General features: G+C 63.4%; 11 protein-coding genes. 1 reads left to right on the top strand and 10 read right to left on the bottom strand.

Translation table 11 applies throughout. From position 1 onward, the window contains the following. Positions 1–22 precede the first annotated feature (22 nt). From AB1286_RS01290 to AB1286_RS01270, 5 genes are all read right to left on the bottom strand, one after another. The gene (locus AB1286_RS01290) at positions 23–1,147 is read right to left on the bottom strand and encodes an ABC transporter permease (RefSeq protein ID WP_430361560.1); all 1,125 of its coding nucleotides are present in this window, start codon (positions 1,145–1,147) and stop codon (positions 23–25) included. Then, positions 1,148–3,886: a ribosome-associated ATPase/putative transporter RbbA gene (rbbA, locus tag AB1286_RS01285; RefSeq protein WP_430364952.1), complete on the bottom strand. Its 2,739-nt coding sequence runs from the start codon at positions 3,884–3,886 to the stop codon at positions 1,148–1,150. A gap of 41 nt (positions 3,887–3,927) precedes the next feature. Then, on the bottom strand, positions 3,928–5,001 hold the full coding sequence (locus AB1286_RS01280; protein ID WP_430361559.1) for an HlyD family secretion protein: 1,074 nt from the start codon (positions 4,999–5,001) through the stop codon (positions 3,928–3,930). Further along, entirely contained in the window at positions 4,985–6,532 is a 1,548-nt protein-coding gene (locus AB1286_RS01275; RefSeq protein WP_430361558.1) for an efflux transporter outer membrane subunit, read from the bottom strand. The genes AB1286_RS01280 and AB1286_RS01275 overlap by 17 nt, the downstream gene beginning before the upstream one ends. 185 nt (positions 6,533–6,717) lie before the next feature. Beyond that, positions 6,718–7,374: a dienelactone hydrolase family protein gene (locus tag AB1286_RS01270; protein ID WP_430361557.1), complete on the bottom strand. Its 657-nt coding sequence runs from the start codon at positions 7,372–7,374 to the stop codon at positions 6,718–6,720. 464 nt (positions 7,375–7,838) lie between these two features. On the opposite strand from AB1286_RS01270, the gene AB1286_RS01265 reads away from it, so the two are divergent. Further along, the gene (locus AB1286_RS01265; protein ID WP_430361556.1) at positions 7,839–8,195 is read left to right on the top strand and encodes an HPF/RaiA family ribosome-associated protein; all 357 of its coding nucleotides are present in this window, start codon (positions 7,839–7,841) and stop codon (positions 8,193–8,195) included. Positions 8,196–8,299: 104 nt separating this feature from the next. Here AB1286_RS01265 and AB1286_RS01260 read toward each other — a convergent pair whose 3' ends face one another. From AB1286_RS01260 to AB1286_RS01240, 5 genes are all read right to left on the bottom strand, one after another. Beyond that, complete coding sequence (locus tag AB1286_RS01260; protein WP_430361555.1) at positions 8,300–8,557, bottom strand: hypothetical protein; 258 nt, start codon at positions 8,555–8,557, stop codon at positions 8,300–8,302. Between the two features lie 75 nt (positions 8,558–8,632). Next, a complete protein-coding gene (gene narI / locus AB1286_RS01255) occupies positions 8,633–9,361 on the bottom strand; it encodes a respiratory nitrate reductase subunit gamma (protein WP_430361554.1) in 729 nt (242 codons plus the stop codon). Next, complete coding sequence (gene narJ, locus AB1286_RS01250) at positions 9,358–10,113, bottom strand: nitrate reductase molybdenum cofactor assembly chaperone (RefSeq protein ID WP_430361553.1); 756 nt, start codon at positions 10,111–10,113, stop codon at positions 9,358–9,360. Before narJ ends, narI begins: the two co-directional genes overlap by 4 nt. A gap of 2 nt (positions 10,114–10,115) precedes the next feature. Next, on the bottom strand, positions 10,116–11,636 hold the full coding sequence (narH, locus tag AB1286_RS01245) for a nitrate reductase subunit beta (protein ID WP_430361552.1): 1,521 nt from the start codon (positions 11,634–11,636) through the stop codon (positions 10,116–10,118). Next, positions 11,633–15,430, bottom strand: coding sequence for a nitrate reductase subunit alpha (locus AB1286_RS01240; RefSeq protein WP_430361551.1), 3,798 nt, complete (start codon positions 15,428–15,430; stop codon positions 11,633–11,635). The genes narH and AB1286_RS01240 overlap by 4 nt, the downstream gene beginning before the upstream one ends. Between the last annotated feature and the right edge of the window lie 11 nt (positions 15,431–15,441).

The raw sequence follows: 15,441 nt of genomic DNA, 5'->3' as shown, positions 1-15,441 counted from the left end.
GGAGGAAACGCTGCCGCCCGATTCAAGCCATCAATGCAATCGTCTTGCGAAACCGAGCAAGCGACAGCGCGAACAAAATCGATCCGATCAGCGCTAACGCTAGGAACGGCTGCCAAACGGCATCGAGACCCGCCCCGCGATAGAGAATTGCCTGCCCCAATTCGACGAAATGCGTCGTAGGTGCGGCGAGCATGATGTCGCGCACGAGAAGCGGCATGCTTTCACGCGGCGTCACGCCGCCCGACAGCAGCTCGAGCGGAATCAAGACGAGCACCATCAGCATTCCGAACTGCGGCATGCTGCGCGCAAGCGTCGCGAGAAAGATCCCCATCGACGTAGCGGCGAATAAATGAAGCGCGGCGCCGCACATGAACAAGGCGACGGAGCCCTGGATCGGCACATGCAACGCGCCGCGCACGACGAACGTCAGCGAGGCCAACGCCGCGACCATGACCACGAGCCCCATCGACCACACTTTCGCGACCATGATTTCGAGCGGCGTGACGGGCATGACCAGCAGATGCTCGATCGTTCCATGCTCGCGTTCCCGAATCAATGCCGCACCGGTAAGGATGATCGACAGCATCGTCACGTTGTTAATGATTTCCATCAACGCGCCGAACCACGCATGCTCGAGATTCGGATTGAAACGCACGTGCATCGCCAAATCGACGGGCGGCGCCGCGGTGCCGCGGTAGCGCGCAACGAAGTCCGAAATCTCACCGCTTGCGATCTGCTGCACGTAGCCGCTTCCCGTGAAAGCCTGGCTCATGCGTGTGGCATCGACGTTCAATTGAATCTGCGTCTGCCGCCCCGCCAGCACATCGCGTTGAAAATTCGGCGGAATGTCGAGCGCGAACGTGAAGCGCCCCAAATCGAGTCCATGATCCACCTGAGCCGTATCGACCAGCATCGGCGGGCTGAATTGCGGCGGAAAGAACGCCTGCACGATACGTGCGGAGAGCGGCGATGCATCCTCGTCGACGATCGCGATCGGCGCTAGATGCAGCGTCTCGGGCTGTGCTGTCGCGGCAGCATAGATCGATACCGTGAACGTATAGACGATCAAGACCAGCATGGTCACGTCGCGCGCCAAGCTCCAGAGCTCTTTGACGCCAAGGCGATAAATGGTGGCGAACGTACGCATTTACGTCTCCTGCTTGCGCAGCAGCGCAATCGTCGCGCCGAGCACGACGGGAATCGCCAATGCCAGCGGCAGGAAATGCGCGCGTAGGTCGGCGAAGCCCAAGGCCTTGTTGAACACACCTCGGCTGACCGCAAACATGTAGGTGGCCGGATAAATCTCGCCAACCCAGCGCCCCGCGCCCTCCATCGACGAAACGGGATTGATGAGACCGCAAAATTCAACGGCCGGGATCAGCGTCGAGATCAACGTAAAAAACAACGCCGCGATTTGGCTGCGCGTGAATGTCGAGGCGAGCAGGCCGAAGCCCGTCGAGACGATGTTGAACAGCAAGACGGCGGCAAGCAGCGTCAGGATGCTGCCCTTGAGCGGCACGTCGAACCCGAAATGCGCGAGCAGCGCCATCAAGACGAAATTCAGCATAGCCAGCACCACGTACGGCACCTGCTTGCCGACTAAAAACTCCGTCCGCGTGACGGGCGTCACGTATAGATTGACGATCGAGCCCAGCTCGCGCTCGCGCACGACGGACAGCGCCGTCAGCATCGCGGGCAACATCAAGAGCAGCAGCGGAATGACCGCCGGCACCATCGCAGGCAGGCTCTTCACATCGGGGTTGTAGCGGAACCTCGTTTCGATCGTGACGCGATCGACGGCCTCCATCCCCAACCGATGACGCATCTGATCGCGCAGCCACTGCTCGTGCATGCCGAGCACGTAGCCGCGTATCGTTTCGGCCCGCAACGGCATCGCACCGTCGATCCAAATGCCGATCTGCACCGGGCGAGCGTGCGTCAAGTCACGCGCAAAGCCGGGCGGAATCTCCACGGCCAGCGACAACCTGCCGGCACGCATGCGGCGATCGAGATCTTGATAATCGACGATTTGGGGCTGCTCGATGAAATACCGCGAGCCCGAGATACCGAGTGCATAGTCGTGGCTCAACCCCGACTGATCGCGATCCAATACAGCAAACGTCAGGTTCTCGACATCGAGGCTAATCCCAAGACCGATCACGCACATGAGGACGAGCGAGCCGAGCAGCGCCAATGCGGCGCGCACCGGATCGCGGCGCAACTCCAACGCTTCGCGCCGGAGGTAGGTGAACGCGCGCGCGAGACTGAAGGCCCGCCGCCTCTTGGGGCGCGCTTCGGTCGCTACCGGAGCGGGCGCCTTGGCTTGCTCCGTGTCGGGCTCGGCCGCTCCGCCCGCATCGACGAGGTAGCCGACGAAGGCCTCCTCGAGCGTGGTTGCGCCCCGCTCACGGACGAGCTCGGCCGGCGCGCCGCTCGCCAACACGCGCCCGGCATGCATGAGCGAGATCCGGTCGCAGCGCGCGGCTTCGTTCATGAAATGGGTGGAGATGAAGATCGTGACGCGATCGCGCCGCGCCAAATCGATCATCAAGCGCCAAAAATTGTCGCGTGCGACCGGGTCCACACCGGACGTCGGCTCGTCGAGAATCAGCATCTCGGGCCGATGCACCATCGCGACCGCCAGCGACAACCGTTGCCGGATACCCAGCGGCAATCGATCGGGCAAAGCATCGAGCACGTCCGTCAATCCGAAACGCTCGCACATCTCGCGCACGCGATCGTCGATCTGCGCCGGGTCGACCTGAAACAACCGCGCATGCAAAACGAGGTTTTGCCGGACAGTCAATTCGCTATAGAGCGAGAACGCCTGAGACATGTAGCCGACGCGGCGCCGCGTATCTAGGTCGTTCGCGTCGACTTGACGGCCGAACAGCGTGGCCTTGCCCTCGGTCGCACTGAGCAGACCGGTGAGCATTTTCATCGTCGTCGATTTACCGCAGCCATTCGAGCCCAGAAAGCCGAAGATCTCGCCGCGGCGGATGCGAAAGCTCACATGATCGACCGCCACGAAATCGCCGAAGCGCATCGTCAAACCGTCGGCTTCGATCGCCGCTTCGTCGCCGTCGCCCCCCTGCCACGGTTCGACGACCACCGGCTGATGATCGCGCCGCTTGGCCTCGGGAAGCAGCGCGATGAACGCCTGCTCGAGCGTTGGGGCCTGTGTGCGTGCAAGCAGCGCCTGCGGCGTGCCGCAGGCCAGTATGCGGCCGGCGTCCATCGCGACGAGCCAATCGAGCCGCGCGGCTTCGTCCATATAGGCCGTGGCAACGATGACGGTCATCGTCGGCCGCGTCGCGCGCAAGGTCGAAATCAGGTTCCAAAACTGCGCGCGAGCGAGCGGATCGACGCCCGTCGTCGGCTCATCCAGGATCAAGAGATCGGGATCGTGAATCAACGCGCAGCACAGACCGAGCTTTTGCTTCATCCCACCTGACAGCTTGCCGGCGGGCCGCGACAAAAAAGGATAAAGCCCCGTGCTATGCGTCAACGCATCGATGCGGCGGCGGCGCTCTAAAGCCCCATGCCCGAACAAGCGCGCGAAAAATTGCAGGTTCTCCTCGACCGAGAGCGTCGCGTAAAGGTTCTTGCCGAGCCCTTGCGGCATATAGGCAATGCTTGGGCAAACCGTTTCGCGGTGGCGGGCCGAGCGCATGTCGCCGCCCAATGCATAGACGCTGCCCGATTGAATCGCGCGCGCCCCGGAGGCCAGCGCCAGGAGGCTCGATTTGCCCACCCCGTCCGGTCCGATCAACCCGACGATCTTGCCCTTCGGGATATCGAGCGTGACGTCGTCGAGCGCGACGCTTTTTCCATAGCGTAAGGACACACCGCGCATGCTGACGACGGGCGCCTCGCCGTCCGCCATCGCGGTGCCCGCCTCGACGCTCGTCGTGTCGGCGAACTCGGTCACTGCGGAACCTTGACTTCGAGTTGCCGGGGCCATACGGCTTTCGGATCGACCTTGACCCAGGCGACACCCGGCACGCCGGTCTTGACGATCTTCAGATGGCGCAACAATAGATCGCGGTTAATGCGCGCCTTCACGCGAAACATGAGCTTCTGACGTTCGCTTTGCGTCTCCACCGTCTTCGGCGTGAATTGCGCGGTGCTGGAAACGAACGATACGGTCGCGGGAATCACGTACTGCGGCGCCGCATCCAACACCAAGTGCACTTCCGCGCCCATCGGCACCTTGCCGGCCACCGTCTCCGGCAAGAAGAACGTCATGTACACGTCCGACAAGTCGACGAGGTTCAGCACCTTCCCGCCGGCCGGCAACACTTCCCCGGCCTGCGCCACGCGGTACTGTACGCGACCGTCGCGCGGCGCCAAGAGCCGGCTGTCGTCGATATCCGATTGCACGCGCTGCACCGTCGCTTTGGCCGCCGCCACGGTCGAACGTGCGGCAACGAGTTGCGCGCGCGTCGCATCGATCGCCGCTTGCGCGGCGGCCACTTGCGCCTGCGCGGCGCGCACCGTCGCTTCCATGCCGCGCACCCTCGCCCGGTCGTCGTCGCGCTCCTGCATCGACGACGCCCCTTCGCGCGACAGCGTTTCGGAGCGCGCCAGACGGCGGCTCGCCGCGTCGAGCTCGCTTGAACGCTGCGTGACGATCGATTGCGCCGCGATCTTGTCGCTTTCGCGCTGCACGACGAGCGCAGCGACGCTCGCCACCGTATTGATCGCTTCTTGCTCGCGCGCCCGTGCCTCGTCGAGTTGGGCATCGAGCGACTGCACTTCCATCTTCGCGAGCGGCTGTCCGGCTTTGACGAAGTCGCCCTCGTCGACAAAGATGTCGTCGATGCGACCGGGCAGCTTCGTCGCCACATCGATCTCCGTCGCCTCGATCCGGCCGTTGCCGCTCGCAAAGCCGTCGCCCGGTCCCGTATTGCGCCAGTTCAGCCATGCGTAGCCGCCTGCGAGCGCGACGGCGGCGGCCACGGCAAGCGCGATCAGCGCCGGTTTATTGGTGATTTTCATGGTTTGTGAGGGAGTTGCGCACGGCCGCGATACCGTCCGAATCGTTCGCGTGACCTGCGGTTGCGGTGGCGCCGCCGAGCGCCGTATAGAGCGCGACACGGCTCGAGAGCAGCGCACGGCGCGTTTGCACGAGCTGCTGTTCAGCATTCAGCCAATCGCGCTGCGCGTCGAGTACTTCGAGAAACGGCGTGGCCCCGTCGTCGTAACGCAAGCGAGCAAGACGCGCCCGCTCCGTCTGCGCATCGAGCGTCGCACGCGCACTCTGCACTTGCGCGGCGAGCCAGGTCGTGGCGGATAAGGCATCGGCTACGTCGCGAAACGCATTTTGAATTGCCTGCTCATACTGCGCGGTCGCCTCGTCGCGCTGCGCTTTCGCCAGCGCAAGATTCGAACGGTTGCGGCCCGCATCGAAAATCGGCAGCGTGAGGTTCGGGATGAACGCCCAAGTTCCTGCGCTCGTGGAAAACAGATCGCTCAATTGCGTACTGCTGCTGCCGATCGAACTCGTCAGCGCGATGCGTGGGAAGAACGCCGCCCGCGCCACGCCGATGTTCGCGTTTGCCGCACGCAAGCGCTGCTCCGCCGCGACGATATCGGGCCGAGCCTCGAGCAGCGAGGACGGCAATCCGGCTTCGATTCGAGCCATGACCGCCGCATCGTCGAGCGGCCGATCGCGCGTCTCCCATTGCACCGGCGCGCCGACGAGCACGTTCAATGCATGCGCCTGCGCGGCGCGCGCTTGGGCAAGCTGTGCCTCCAACGTGCGCGCTTGATCGAGCAATATCTCGGACTGCTCGAGATCGAGCTTTGACGTCGCACCGACTTCGTAACGGCGCGAGAAGATATGCCGAGAGCGTTCACGGCTCGCGATGGTCTCGCGCGTGAACGCCAGACGTTCGTCCAACTCGCAGATGCCGAAGTACGTGTCGGCCACGTGCGCGATCAAACTCAACGCCACGGCGTCACGCGTCGACTGCGCCGCGAACAGCGTATCTAGGGCAACCGCCTTCGCATTGCGCACGCGGCCCCATAGATCGATCTCCCACGTACTTTGAAGAAGGCCTACGTCGTAGAGATCTCCGACGATGGGCTTCGGGCTCAATAAACCGGCCGGCAAGCGATAGCGGGCCGCGGTAGCCGTTGCATCAACACTGGGAAACTGCGCGGAACGGCGCAGGCCGACGACCGCGCTGGCCTCATCGATTCGAGCCGATGCAATCCGCAAGTCGCGATTGTTCGCGAGCGCCTGCTCGATCAACGCGCGCAAACGCGGGTCGAGAAAGTAGTCGTGCCAATCGGGAAGCGCCGGCGCCGCGAGCCCGGCGCCGGCCGTCGCCGGGCTCACGCCCGTATCGGCTGGATAGCTGGCGGGCACAGGCAGCGCGGGACGTGTGTAGTTTGGGGCGAGCGAAAGGCATCCAGCCAGCATCCCGATGCCTGCGGCCGCGATCGCCCATCGGGTGCATGAACGACCGATGCGATGGCGAGACGTTGGCGCGTGCTCGTGCTCGGATGACGCGGGATGGCGCATGGCGGCGGCTTGTCGGTTACGTTAAGTGTGCCCGGCCCGGGAATGGCCGATCGCTCCTGCGGTTCGTACGATCGTTCGTTCGTTCGAGCCGCATGCACTTTATATCCGAGGAAACCCTAGTGGGGTCTTGATCCACGTCAAGCGCGAACCCTCCCCGCCTTAACCGGCGGCGCAAGGCAGCCGCGCTACAGCCGCCTCTGGCCTAGCTTCGACACGAACCAATCGCGCGCGAGATACGCGGCTTGCTCCAGCGTGCCGGACTCCTCGAACAGATGGGTTGCGCCCGGCACGATCGCGATGCGGTGTTCGCAGTGCATCTGCGCAGCCGCAAGTTGGTTCAGGCGGATAACCTCATCGTCGAACTCGCCGACGATGAGCAGCGTGGGGGCCGCGACGCGGGCCAGCGCCTCGCGCGCGAGGTCCGGACGGCCGCCGCGCGAGACGATAGCGTCCACCTCGGCTTGCCTCGCCGAAGCGGCGACGAGGGCCGCCGCCGCGCCGGTGCTGGCGCCAAAGAGACCGATCCTCAGCGAACGCGTATCGGCCCGTGTGCGCAGCCAATCCAGCGCGCCTTCGAGCCGGCGCGCGAGTAGCGCAATGTTGAAGCGGTACTCGGCCGATACGACATCGAGCGCATGCTCTTGCGCCGTCAGCAGATCGAACAGTAGCGTGGCGAAGCCTGCCTGCTCGAGCACCTGGGCCACGTCCTGGTTGCGCGGACTCAATCGACTACTGCCGCTACCATGCGCGAACACGACGATCGCGTGCGCATCGGGCGGCACCGTCAATAGGCCTTTCAGTTGGACATAATCGTCCGCGACGTCGACTTCTTGCGTTTGCATGCGAAGCTCCGAAAAAGCGCGCGCGCGTCAAAGCGGCTCGGCAATCGCGCACCGCCCGCAAAGGCCACGATTCGCGCCCGGCAACGAGGATGCAGGCATAGGACGGCGAGCACGGCGAACGCGCCGGGCAGCGTCAGAATGCAGAGGAATACGATTCGCTTGGCCATCGCTCGTCGCTCGTATGGTGGCGGTGTTAAGCCAGTCTAGGCCGCCCCCTCGAGGCCTCGTTGACGAACGTCAAGGCCGCTCCACGGCAACGGGGCACGCCTTTTCGTAGGACAAGGAAGCGTCAAGGAGCGGCTCGATCGATGCGGTGAGCTCGCCCGGTTGATCGGCGTCAACCCGCATTTCGCGTCTGGGGCGAACAATGGAGACGCTAACGGGCTTCGTCCATCGCATGAGGATGAGCCCACCCGCACCGATGCGCGCGGGCATGCCTTTGTCATCCATTAACGAGAACAGATATGAAACTACCCTTGGAGATCTCTTTCGAAGGGCTCGCCCGTTCCGAAGCCCTCGAAGCCGCGGTGGCCAAACAGGCGGCCAAGCTCGATCGGTACTATGGCGAACTCATGCGCTGCCAAGTCCGAATCGTCTGCGACGAGAAGCACAAGCATCAGGGCAAACCGTTTGCGGTTCGAATCGATCTGACGCTGCCCGGTCACGAAATCGTCTCGAATCGCGAGGCGCACGAAGATGCCTACGTGGCGCTGCGCGACGCCTTCGACGCTACGTCGCGGCAACTGGAAGAAGTCGTGAGCAAAATGCGCGGCGAAGTGAAGACGCATGCCGAGCCGCCGTACGGCAAGGACGCTCGCTAGTCAGTCGCGCGCTACACCGAGGAAAGAACGACTACGCCGCCGCGGCACTCGGACGTTTCCGGGCACCGCGGCGGCGTCTTTTTGTCTTCTTGTTCGGCGTTCGTTCAGCCTGGCCCGTCGTCCTCAGGCTCTTCCGCTTGCAAGATGTCGAATACGCGAGCGGCCTTGCCATGTAGCTCGTAGTCGAGCTTTTTCTCTTGCAATTGATCCGATCGATAGCGCGTGTAGGCGTCGAGCACTTCGGCGCTCGTCGCGCCGACGTCAACGATACGCGCGATGACCTCGTCTTCGAGCGGACCGACGATCCCACGGATATCGCTAGCCGTGGCAGCCGGCAATTGAGGGCTTGAATTGGCACTCATCATGCTTCTCCAATCGACGTTCGCGAGACTAGAACAAGACAATGCAAGCGAGGCGGCCCGAAGGCCGCCGCGGCCTCAAACGCCGCGCCCCATCCCATTACGCCGGGCCGCCGGACCTAACCGGCGCGAGCGCACGAGCTGGTACGGACGCAACGCATAGGCTAGCGTACCGAAGCCGCTCCAAATATGCACGAGGCGCGTGAACGGAAACAACAAAAATACCGTCATGCCGAGCACAAGGTGAAGCTTGAAGGGCCATAGCACCGATGCCATCGCGCTCGCGTCGGGACGCAGCGTGACGATCCGCTGTGCCCAATCGGCCAGCACCAGCATCTCATGAGCATCGGCGCGTTGCGCATAAGAGAACGGCAGCGTCAGCAGCCCCAAGCACAACTGCACCCAAAGCACGGCCAAAATCGCGATATCGGTCGAACGGCTCGTCCTGCGAATGCGCGGATCGAACAAACGCCGATGCAACAACATCGTGAGCCCGATGAAGCACAGCGTGCCCGCGGTGCCGCCCGAAACGATGGCCAGCATCTGCTTTTGCGAGGCCGTGATGAACGCCGAATACAATGCGTGCGGCGTAAGCAAACCCACGGTATGTCCGAACAGCAGGAACAGCACGCCGATGTGGAACAGATTGCTGCCCCAGCGCAGTTGAGCGTGCCGCAGCAGTTGCGACGAATCGCTTTTCCACGTGTATTGCGCGCGCTCGAATCTCGCGAGACTGCCAAGCAAGAAAATCGTCAGGCAGATATACGGATAAACGGAAAAGAAAAACGTATCGAATGCGGTGCTCATGCCCGTGCTCCTTGGGCGGCGCTATGCGCTGCGGGTGAATCGGCGGCGGCCCGGCGCACGATGTGCACCGGCTGCGGTTGCCCCGCCCCTGGTTGGCCTTGCCTGCCTTGTTGACCTTGATTGCCGCAGCCGTCGAAGGCGGCGGGTTCCTGCCAGCTTGCATCGAGGTCGGGTTCGGGCTCGGGCTCGTGTTCGGCCTGCGCCGCGGCGTCGGCGCGTACGCCGGCCAGGTCGAGCAGCGCGCCGATGACAGCCGAATACGCGCTGCCTCGCTTGACCACGGCACCATGGATGCGCTGCAAGATGTGCGCAACCTCGCCGAGCAATGCCACCGCCGCTTCACGCGGTTGCGTGGAGGCGTATTCGAGCAACACCGTCAAATGGTCCGGCAGCTCATCCGTGCGCAATGCAAGCCCGGCTTGCTCGTAGGTGGCGATCAAATCGAGCATGGCCGGCCCCCGCTCGCGCGAGTCGCCGTGAACATGCTCGAACAGATGCAGCGCGGTCCCTCTCCCGCGATCGAAGAGTTCGACATAAGCCGCTTCGGCGTCGAGTTGCTCGGCTTGCGCGATCGAGGCGATCAACGCCTCGACTTGCGCGAGACGAGCGCGGCTCAATGCGCCGGCCTCCCGCAAGGCTTCGCCCACCTCTTCCAAATAGACACGCCATTGCGTATCGGGATAGCGCAGCAAATAGGCGAGCGCACGCAACGTCATCGAAAAGCCGTCGTCGGCTCGATCGTATTGAACCATGATCAGTTCTCCACCTTGATCGGAATCGTGCGCTTACCCTCGCCGCCGAATAGGCTCGAGTCGTCGCCATGGTTGCAGCCGTCGCCGAAGCTGAAGCCGCAGCCGCCGCGCATGTCAAACGCATTCTCCGCATACTCGCGATGCGAGGTCGGGATGACGAAGCGGTCCTCGTAGTTCGCGATCGCCATCACGCGGTACATATGCTCCATCGTTTCCACGCTTAAGCCCACTTGACGCAGCACCGCGTCGTCCGTCACGCCGTCCACGTGCTTCGCGCGTTGATAGGCGCGCATGGCGAGCATCCGTTCGAGGGCGCGCACGACCGGGCCTTCGTCACCCGCCGTCAAAAGGTTGGCCAGGTACTTCACGGGGATGCGAAGCTGATTGACGTCCGGGATCGCGCCGTTCGCGCCGATATGGCCGGCTTGCGCCGCGCCCGTAATCGGAGAAAGCGGCGGCACATACCAGACCATCGGCAGCGTCCGGTACTCGGGGTGCAGCGGCAACGCCACCTGCCACTCGACGGCCATCCGGTACACGGGACTGTTACGCGCGGCCTGTAGCCAGTTTTCCGGCACGCCGTCGCGGCGCGCCGCTTCGATCACGGCCGGATCGTTCGGATCGAGGAAGACGTCGAGCTGCGCTTGATAGAGCGCCTTCTCGTCTTCGACGCTCGCGGCGGCCTCGATGCGATCCGCGTCATAGAGCAGCACGCCGAGATAGCGAATGCGTCCGACGCAGGTTTCCGAGCAGACGGTCGGCTGTCCCGCCTCGATACGCGGATAGCAGAAGATGCACTTCTCCGCCTTGCCCGACTTCCAGTTGTAGTAGATCTTCTTGTAGGGGCAGCCGCTCACGCACATGCGCCAGCCGCGGCATTTGTCCTGGTCGATCAGGACGATGCCGTCTTCCTCGCGCTTGTAGATCGAGCCCGACGGGCACGACGCCACGCAGGCCGGATTCAGGCAGTGCTCGCACAGCCGCGGCAGGTACATCATGAACGTGTTTTCGAACTGTCCGTAGATGTCCTTTTGGATCTGCTCGAAATTGCTGTCCTGGCTGCGCTTCGAGAATTCGCCCCCGAGGATTTCCTCCCAGTTCGGGCCGCCCGTGATCTTTTCCATCGGTTGGCCCGTGATCAAGCTGCGCGGCTTGGCCGTGGGCGCCGCCTTCATTTCGGGCGCGCTTTGCAGATGATCGTAGTCGAACGTGTACGGTTCGTAGTAATCGTCGATCTGCGGCAGATTCGGGTTGGAGAAGATCTTCGACAAAACCTTCAGCTTGCCGCCCTGGCGCGGCTCGATCGAGCCGTCCTTCTTACGAATCCAGCCGCCGTTCCACTTCTCCTGGTTTTCCCATTGCTTCGGGTAGCCGACGCCCGGCTTGGTCTCCACGTTGTTGAACCAGGCGTACTCCACCCCGGGCCGGTTCGTCCACACGTTCTTGCACGTTACGCTGCACGTATGGCACCCGATGCACTTGTCCAGGTTGAGCACCATACCGATTTGGGCGCGCACTTTCATTGTCCTGCTCCTTGCATTTGACCTGGGCTGCCCGCGGCGGGCTCGTCGAGCCAATCGACGCGGCGCATCTTGCGCACGACCACGAATTCGTCGCGGTTCGTGCCGATCGTTCCGTAATAGTTGAAGCCGTAGCTCAGTTGCGCGTATCCGCCGATCATGTGCGTGGGCTTGAGTACGATCCGCGTCACCGAGTTGTGAATGCCCCCGCGCACGCCCGTGATTTCCGAGCCCGGCGTATTGATGATCTTTTCTTGCGCGTGGTACATGAGGACCATGCCCGGATTCACGCGCTGACTGACCACGGCTCGGGCCGAGATCGCGCCGTTGACGTTGAAGAGCTCGATCCAGTCGTTGTCCTCGATTCCCGCGCGGCGAGCATCGTCCTCGCTGAGCCACACCACCGGGCCGCCGCGATTGAGCGTCAGCATCAGCAAGTTGTCGCTGTAGGTGCTGTGAATGCCCCACTTCTGGTGCGGCGTGATGAAGTTCAGCACGATCTCCGTGTTGCCGTTCGGCTTGACGCCGTTCATCAAATCCGTCGCCTTCAGATCCACGGGCGGACGGTAGCTCGAGAACCCTTCGCCGAACGCGATCATCCAAGGATGGTCTTGATAGAACTGTTGCCGGCCCGTCAGCGTGCGCCATGGGATCAGTTCGTAGACGTTCGTGTAACCGGCGTTGTAGCTCACGGTTTCGCTTTCGATCCCGCTCCAAGTGGGCGAGCTGATGATCTTGCGCGGCTGAGCCTGCACGTCGCGATAGCGGATCTTCTCGTCCTCGCGCGGCAACGCGAGATGCGTATGGTCGCGGCCGGTCGCCTTCGAGAGCGCTTCCCATGCTTTGACGGCAACGTGGCCGTTCGTTTCCGGTGCGAGCTGCAAGATCACCTCGCACGCGTCGATATCGGTCACGATGCGCGGCATGCCCTTCGTGACCCCTGCCTCTTCGGTCACGCCGTTGAGCTCGCCCAACTGCCGGACCTCGTCCTCGGTTTTCCAGGCGATGCCCTTGCCGCCGTTGCCGACCTTCGACATGAGCGGTCCAAGCGCGGTGAAGCGCTTGTAGAGGTTCGGATAATCGCGCTCGACGAGCGTGATCTGCGGCGCCGTCTTGCCCGGCACGAATGCGCATTCGCCCTTGCGCCATTCGCGCACGTCGAACGGTTGCGCCAATTCCGCGGGCGTATCGTGCATGAGCGGCGTCATGACGACGTCCTGCTCCACGCCCAAGTGGCCGTCGCACACGTCGCTGAACGCCCTCGCGAAGCCCTTGTAGATCTCCCAATCCGAACGCGATTGCCAAACCGGGTCCACGGCCGCCGATAGCGGGTGGATGAACGGGTGCATGTCGCTCGTGTTCAGGTCGTTCTTTTCGTACCAGCTCGCCGTGGGCAGCACGACGTCCGAGTAGAGACACGTGGTGCTCATCCGGAAATCGAGCGTGACGAGCAGATCGAGCTTGCCCTCCGGTGCCTGGTCGTGCCAATTTACTTCGTGCGGCTTCGCATCGCTCGGCCCCAAGTCTTTGCCCTGTACGCCGTTGCTTGTGCCCAGCAAGTGCTTGCAGAAGTATTCGTGCCCCTTACCGGACGAACCCAGCAGGTTCGAGCGCCAGACGAACATGTTGCGCGGCCAGTTTTCGGGAGCATCGGGGTCTTCGCAGCTCATCTGCAAGTCGCCGTTCGTGAGCCCTTGAGCGACGAAGTCGCCGATGCCCTGGCCGGCGGCCTTCGCCATCGGGGCGAGCCGCAGCGGGTTCGTCTTCAATTGCGGCGCGCTGGGCAACCAGCCCATGCGCTCGGCGCGCACGTTGTAATCGATCATGCTCGAGCCGAACTTGGACGTATCGGCGAGCGGGGAGACGATCTCGCCCGGATTCAGCCTTTCGTAACGCCACTGATCGGTGTGGGCGTAAAAGAAGCTCGTCCCGTTCATTTGACGCGACGGACGCGACCAATCGAGCGCGAACGCGAGCGCCGTCCAGCCCGTTTGCGGCCGAAGCTTCTCTTGGCCGACGTAGTGCGCCCAGCCGCCGCCGCTGCGGCCGATACAGCCGCACATCATCAGTAGGTTGATGACGCCGCGGTAATTCATGTCGGCGTGGTACCAATGATTCATCGCGGCGCCGATGATGACCATCGACTTGCCGTGCGTCTTGTCGGCGTTCTCCGCGAACTGCCGGGCGAGCGCGACGATTTGCGAACGCGCGACGCCGGTGATCGATTCTGCCCACGCAGGCGTGTACGCCGCGTCCACATCGTAGTTCGCCGCACCGCTGCCGAAACCGCGGTCGACGCCATACTGCGCCGCCTGCAAATCGAACACCGTCGCCACATAGGCTTCTTGATTGCCGCCCTCGCCGGCCAGCGTCAGCCGTACGGCCGGCACGCGGGCCACGTTGACGCGGCCGTCTTGCTCGTTGGACGGGAAATGCGGGTTGTGCTCGCCGCCGAAATACGGGAACGCGACGTCGACGATTTCGTGCGACTGCGTGCCGTCTTCGGTCACCGACAGCTTCAGGCGCGTCTGCTCGCCGCCCTGCGCTTCCTTGTCCTCCAGGTTCCACTTGCCGATGTCGTCACGGCCCTCGGCACCCCAGCGAAAACCGATCGAGCCGTTCGGCAGCACCGTGCGGCCCGTGCGATCGAAGGCCACCGTTTTCCACTCGGGATTGTTCGTCTGCCCAAGATGCCCTTCGAAGTCGCTGGCACGTACATACCGGCCCGGCACGAGCGTCGTGCGCCCGTCGGGCAATGTTTGCCGTTGCAGCATGACAAGCATCGGCATGTCCGTGTAACGGCGGACGTAGTCGTCGAAATAGGCGCTGCGTTTGCGGAAGAAGAACTCGGTCAGCACAACGTGGCCCATCGCCATGGCGAGCGCGGCATCGGTGCCTTGCTTCGGATGCAGCCACAGATCGGCGAGTTTGGCGACCTCGCTGTAGTCGGGCGTGATCGCGACCGTCTTCGCACCCTTGTAGCGCACTTCGGTAAAGAAGTGCGCGTCGGGCGTGCGCGTTTGCGGCACGTTGCTGCCCCACGCCACGATGAACGTGGAGTTGTACCAGTCGGCCGACTCGGGCACGTCCGTCTGCTCGCCCCACACTTGCGGGCTTGCGGGCGGCAAGTCGCAATACCAGTCGTAAAAGCTCATGCAGACGCCGCCGATCAGGCTCAAGTAACGGCTACCTGCCGCGTAGCTGACCATGCTCATCGCCGGGATCGGCGAGAAGCCGATGATGCGGTCGGGCCCGTGGCGCTTGATCGTATAGACGTTGGCGGCGGCGACGAGCCGGTTCACTTCCTCCCAGGTACTGCGCACGAAACCGCCCATGCCGCGTACCTGTTGGTAGTCGCGCCGCGCGGCGTCGTCCTCGACGATCGACGCCCACGCATCGACGGGATCCGCATGCACCGCGAGCGCCGCGCGCCAGCGCTTGAGCAAGCGGCCGCGCACCATCGGGTATTTGACGCGATTGGCGCTATACAGGTACCACGAATAGGACGCGCCGCGCGCGCAGCCGCGCGGTTCGTGATTGGGCATATCCCAGCGCGTGCGCGGGTAGTCCGTCTGCTGCGTCTCCCACGTGACGATGCCGCCCTTCACGTAGATCTTCCACGAGCACGAGCCCGTGCAGTTCACGCCGTGCGTGCTACGGACGATCTTGTCGTGCGACCAGCGATTGCGGTATGCATCCTCCCACTTGCGGTCCTCGCCCGTGGTCACGCCGTGTCCTTCCGAAAAGCGCTCGGACGGCAGCGCGAAGTGAATCAGTCGATTGAGAAAATGACTCATGGATGCTCCGA

This window comes from Trinickia sp. NRRL B-1857 (genome assembly GCF_050470685.1).
Lineage (GTDB): Bacteria > Pseudomonadota > Gammaproteobacteria > Burkholderiales > Burkholderiaceae > Trinickia.
This window is presented reverse-complemented; position numbering and strand designations above follow the sequence as displayed.

What these genes read in the sequence shown, in the direction of transcription:
- AB1286_RS01280 (WP_430361559.1), bottom strand. Translation starts at nt 5,001, where the DNA reads ATGAAAATCACCAATAAACCGGCGCTGATCGCGCTTGCCGTGGCCGCC.
- AB1286_RS01270 (WP_430361557.1), bottom strand. Translation starts at nt 7,374, where the DNA reads ATGCAAACGCAAGAAGTCGACGTCGCGGACGATTATGTCCAACTGAAA.
- narH (WP_430361552.1), bottom strand. Translation starts at nt 11,636, where the DNA reads ATGAAAGTGCGCGCCCAAATCGGTATGGTGCTCAACCTGGACAAGTGC.
- AB1286_RS01275 (WP_430361558.1), bottom strand. Translation starts at nt 6,532, where the DNA reads ATGCGCCATCCCGCGTCATCCGAGCACGAGCACGCGCCAACGTCTCGC.
- narI (WP_430361554.1), bottom strand. Translation starts at nt 9,361, where the DNA reads ATGAGCACCGCATTCGATACGTTTTTCTTTTCCGTTTATCCGTATATC.
- AB1286_RS01290 (WP_430361560.1), bottom strand. Translation starts at nt 1,147, where the DNA reads ATGCGTACGTTCGCCACCATTTATCGCCTTGGCGTCAAAGAGCTCTGG.
- narJ (WP_430361553.1), bottom strand. Translation starts at nt 10,113, where the DNA reads ATGGTTCAATACGATCGAGCCGACGACGGCTTTTCGATGACGTTGCGT.
- rbbA (WP_430364952.1), bottom strand. Translation starts at nt 3,886, where the DNA reads ATGGCGGACGGCGAGGCGCCCGTCGTCAGCATGCGCGGTGTGTCCTTA.
- AB1286_RS01260 (WP_430361555.1), bottom strand. Translation starts at nt 8,557, where the DNA reads ATGAGTGCCAATTCAAGCCCTCAATTGCCGGCTGCCACGGCTAGCGAT.
- AB1286_RS01240 (WP_430361551.1), bottom strand. Translation starts at nt 15,430, where the DNA reads ATGAGTCATTTTCTCAATCGACTGATTCACTTCGCGCTGCCGTCCGAG.
- AB1286_RS01265 (WP_430361556.1), top strand. Translation starts at nt 7,839, where the DNA reads ATGAAACTACCCTTGGAGATCTCTTTCGAAGGGCTCGCCCGTTCCGAA.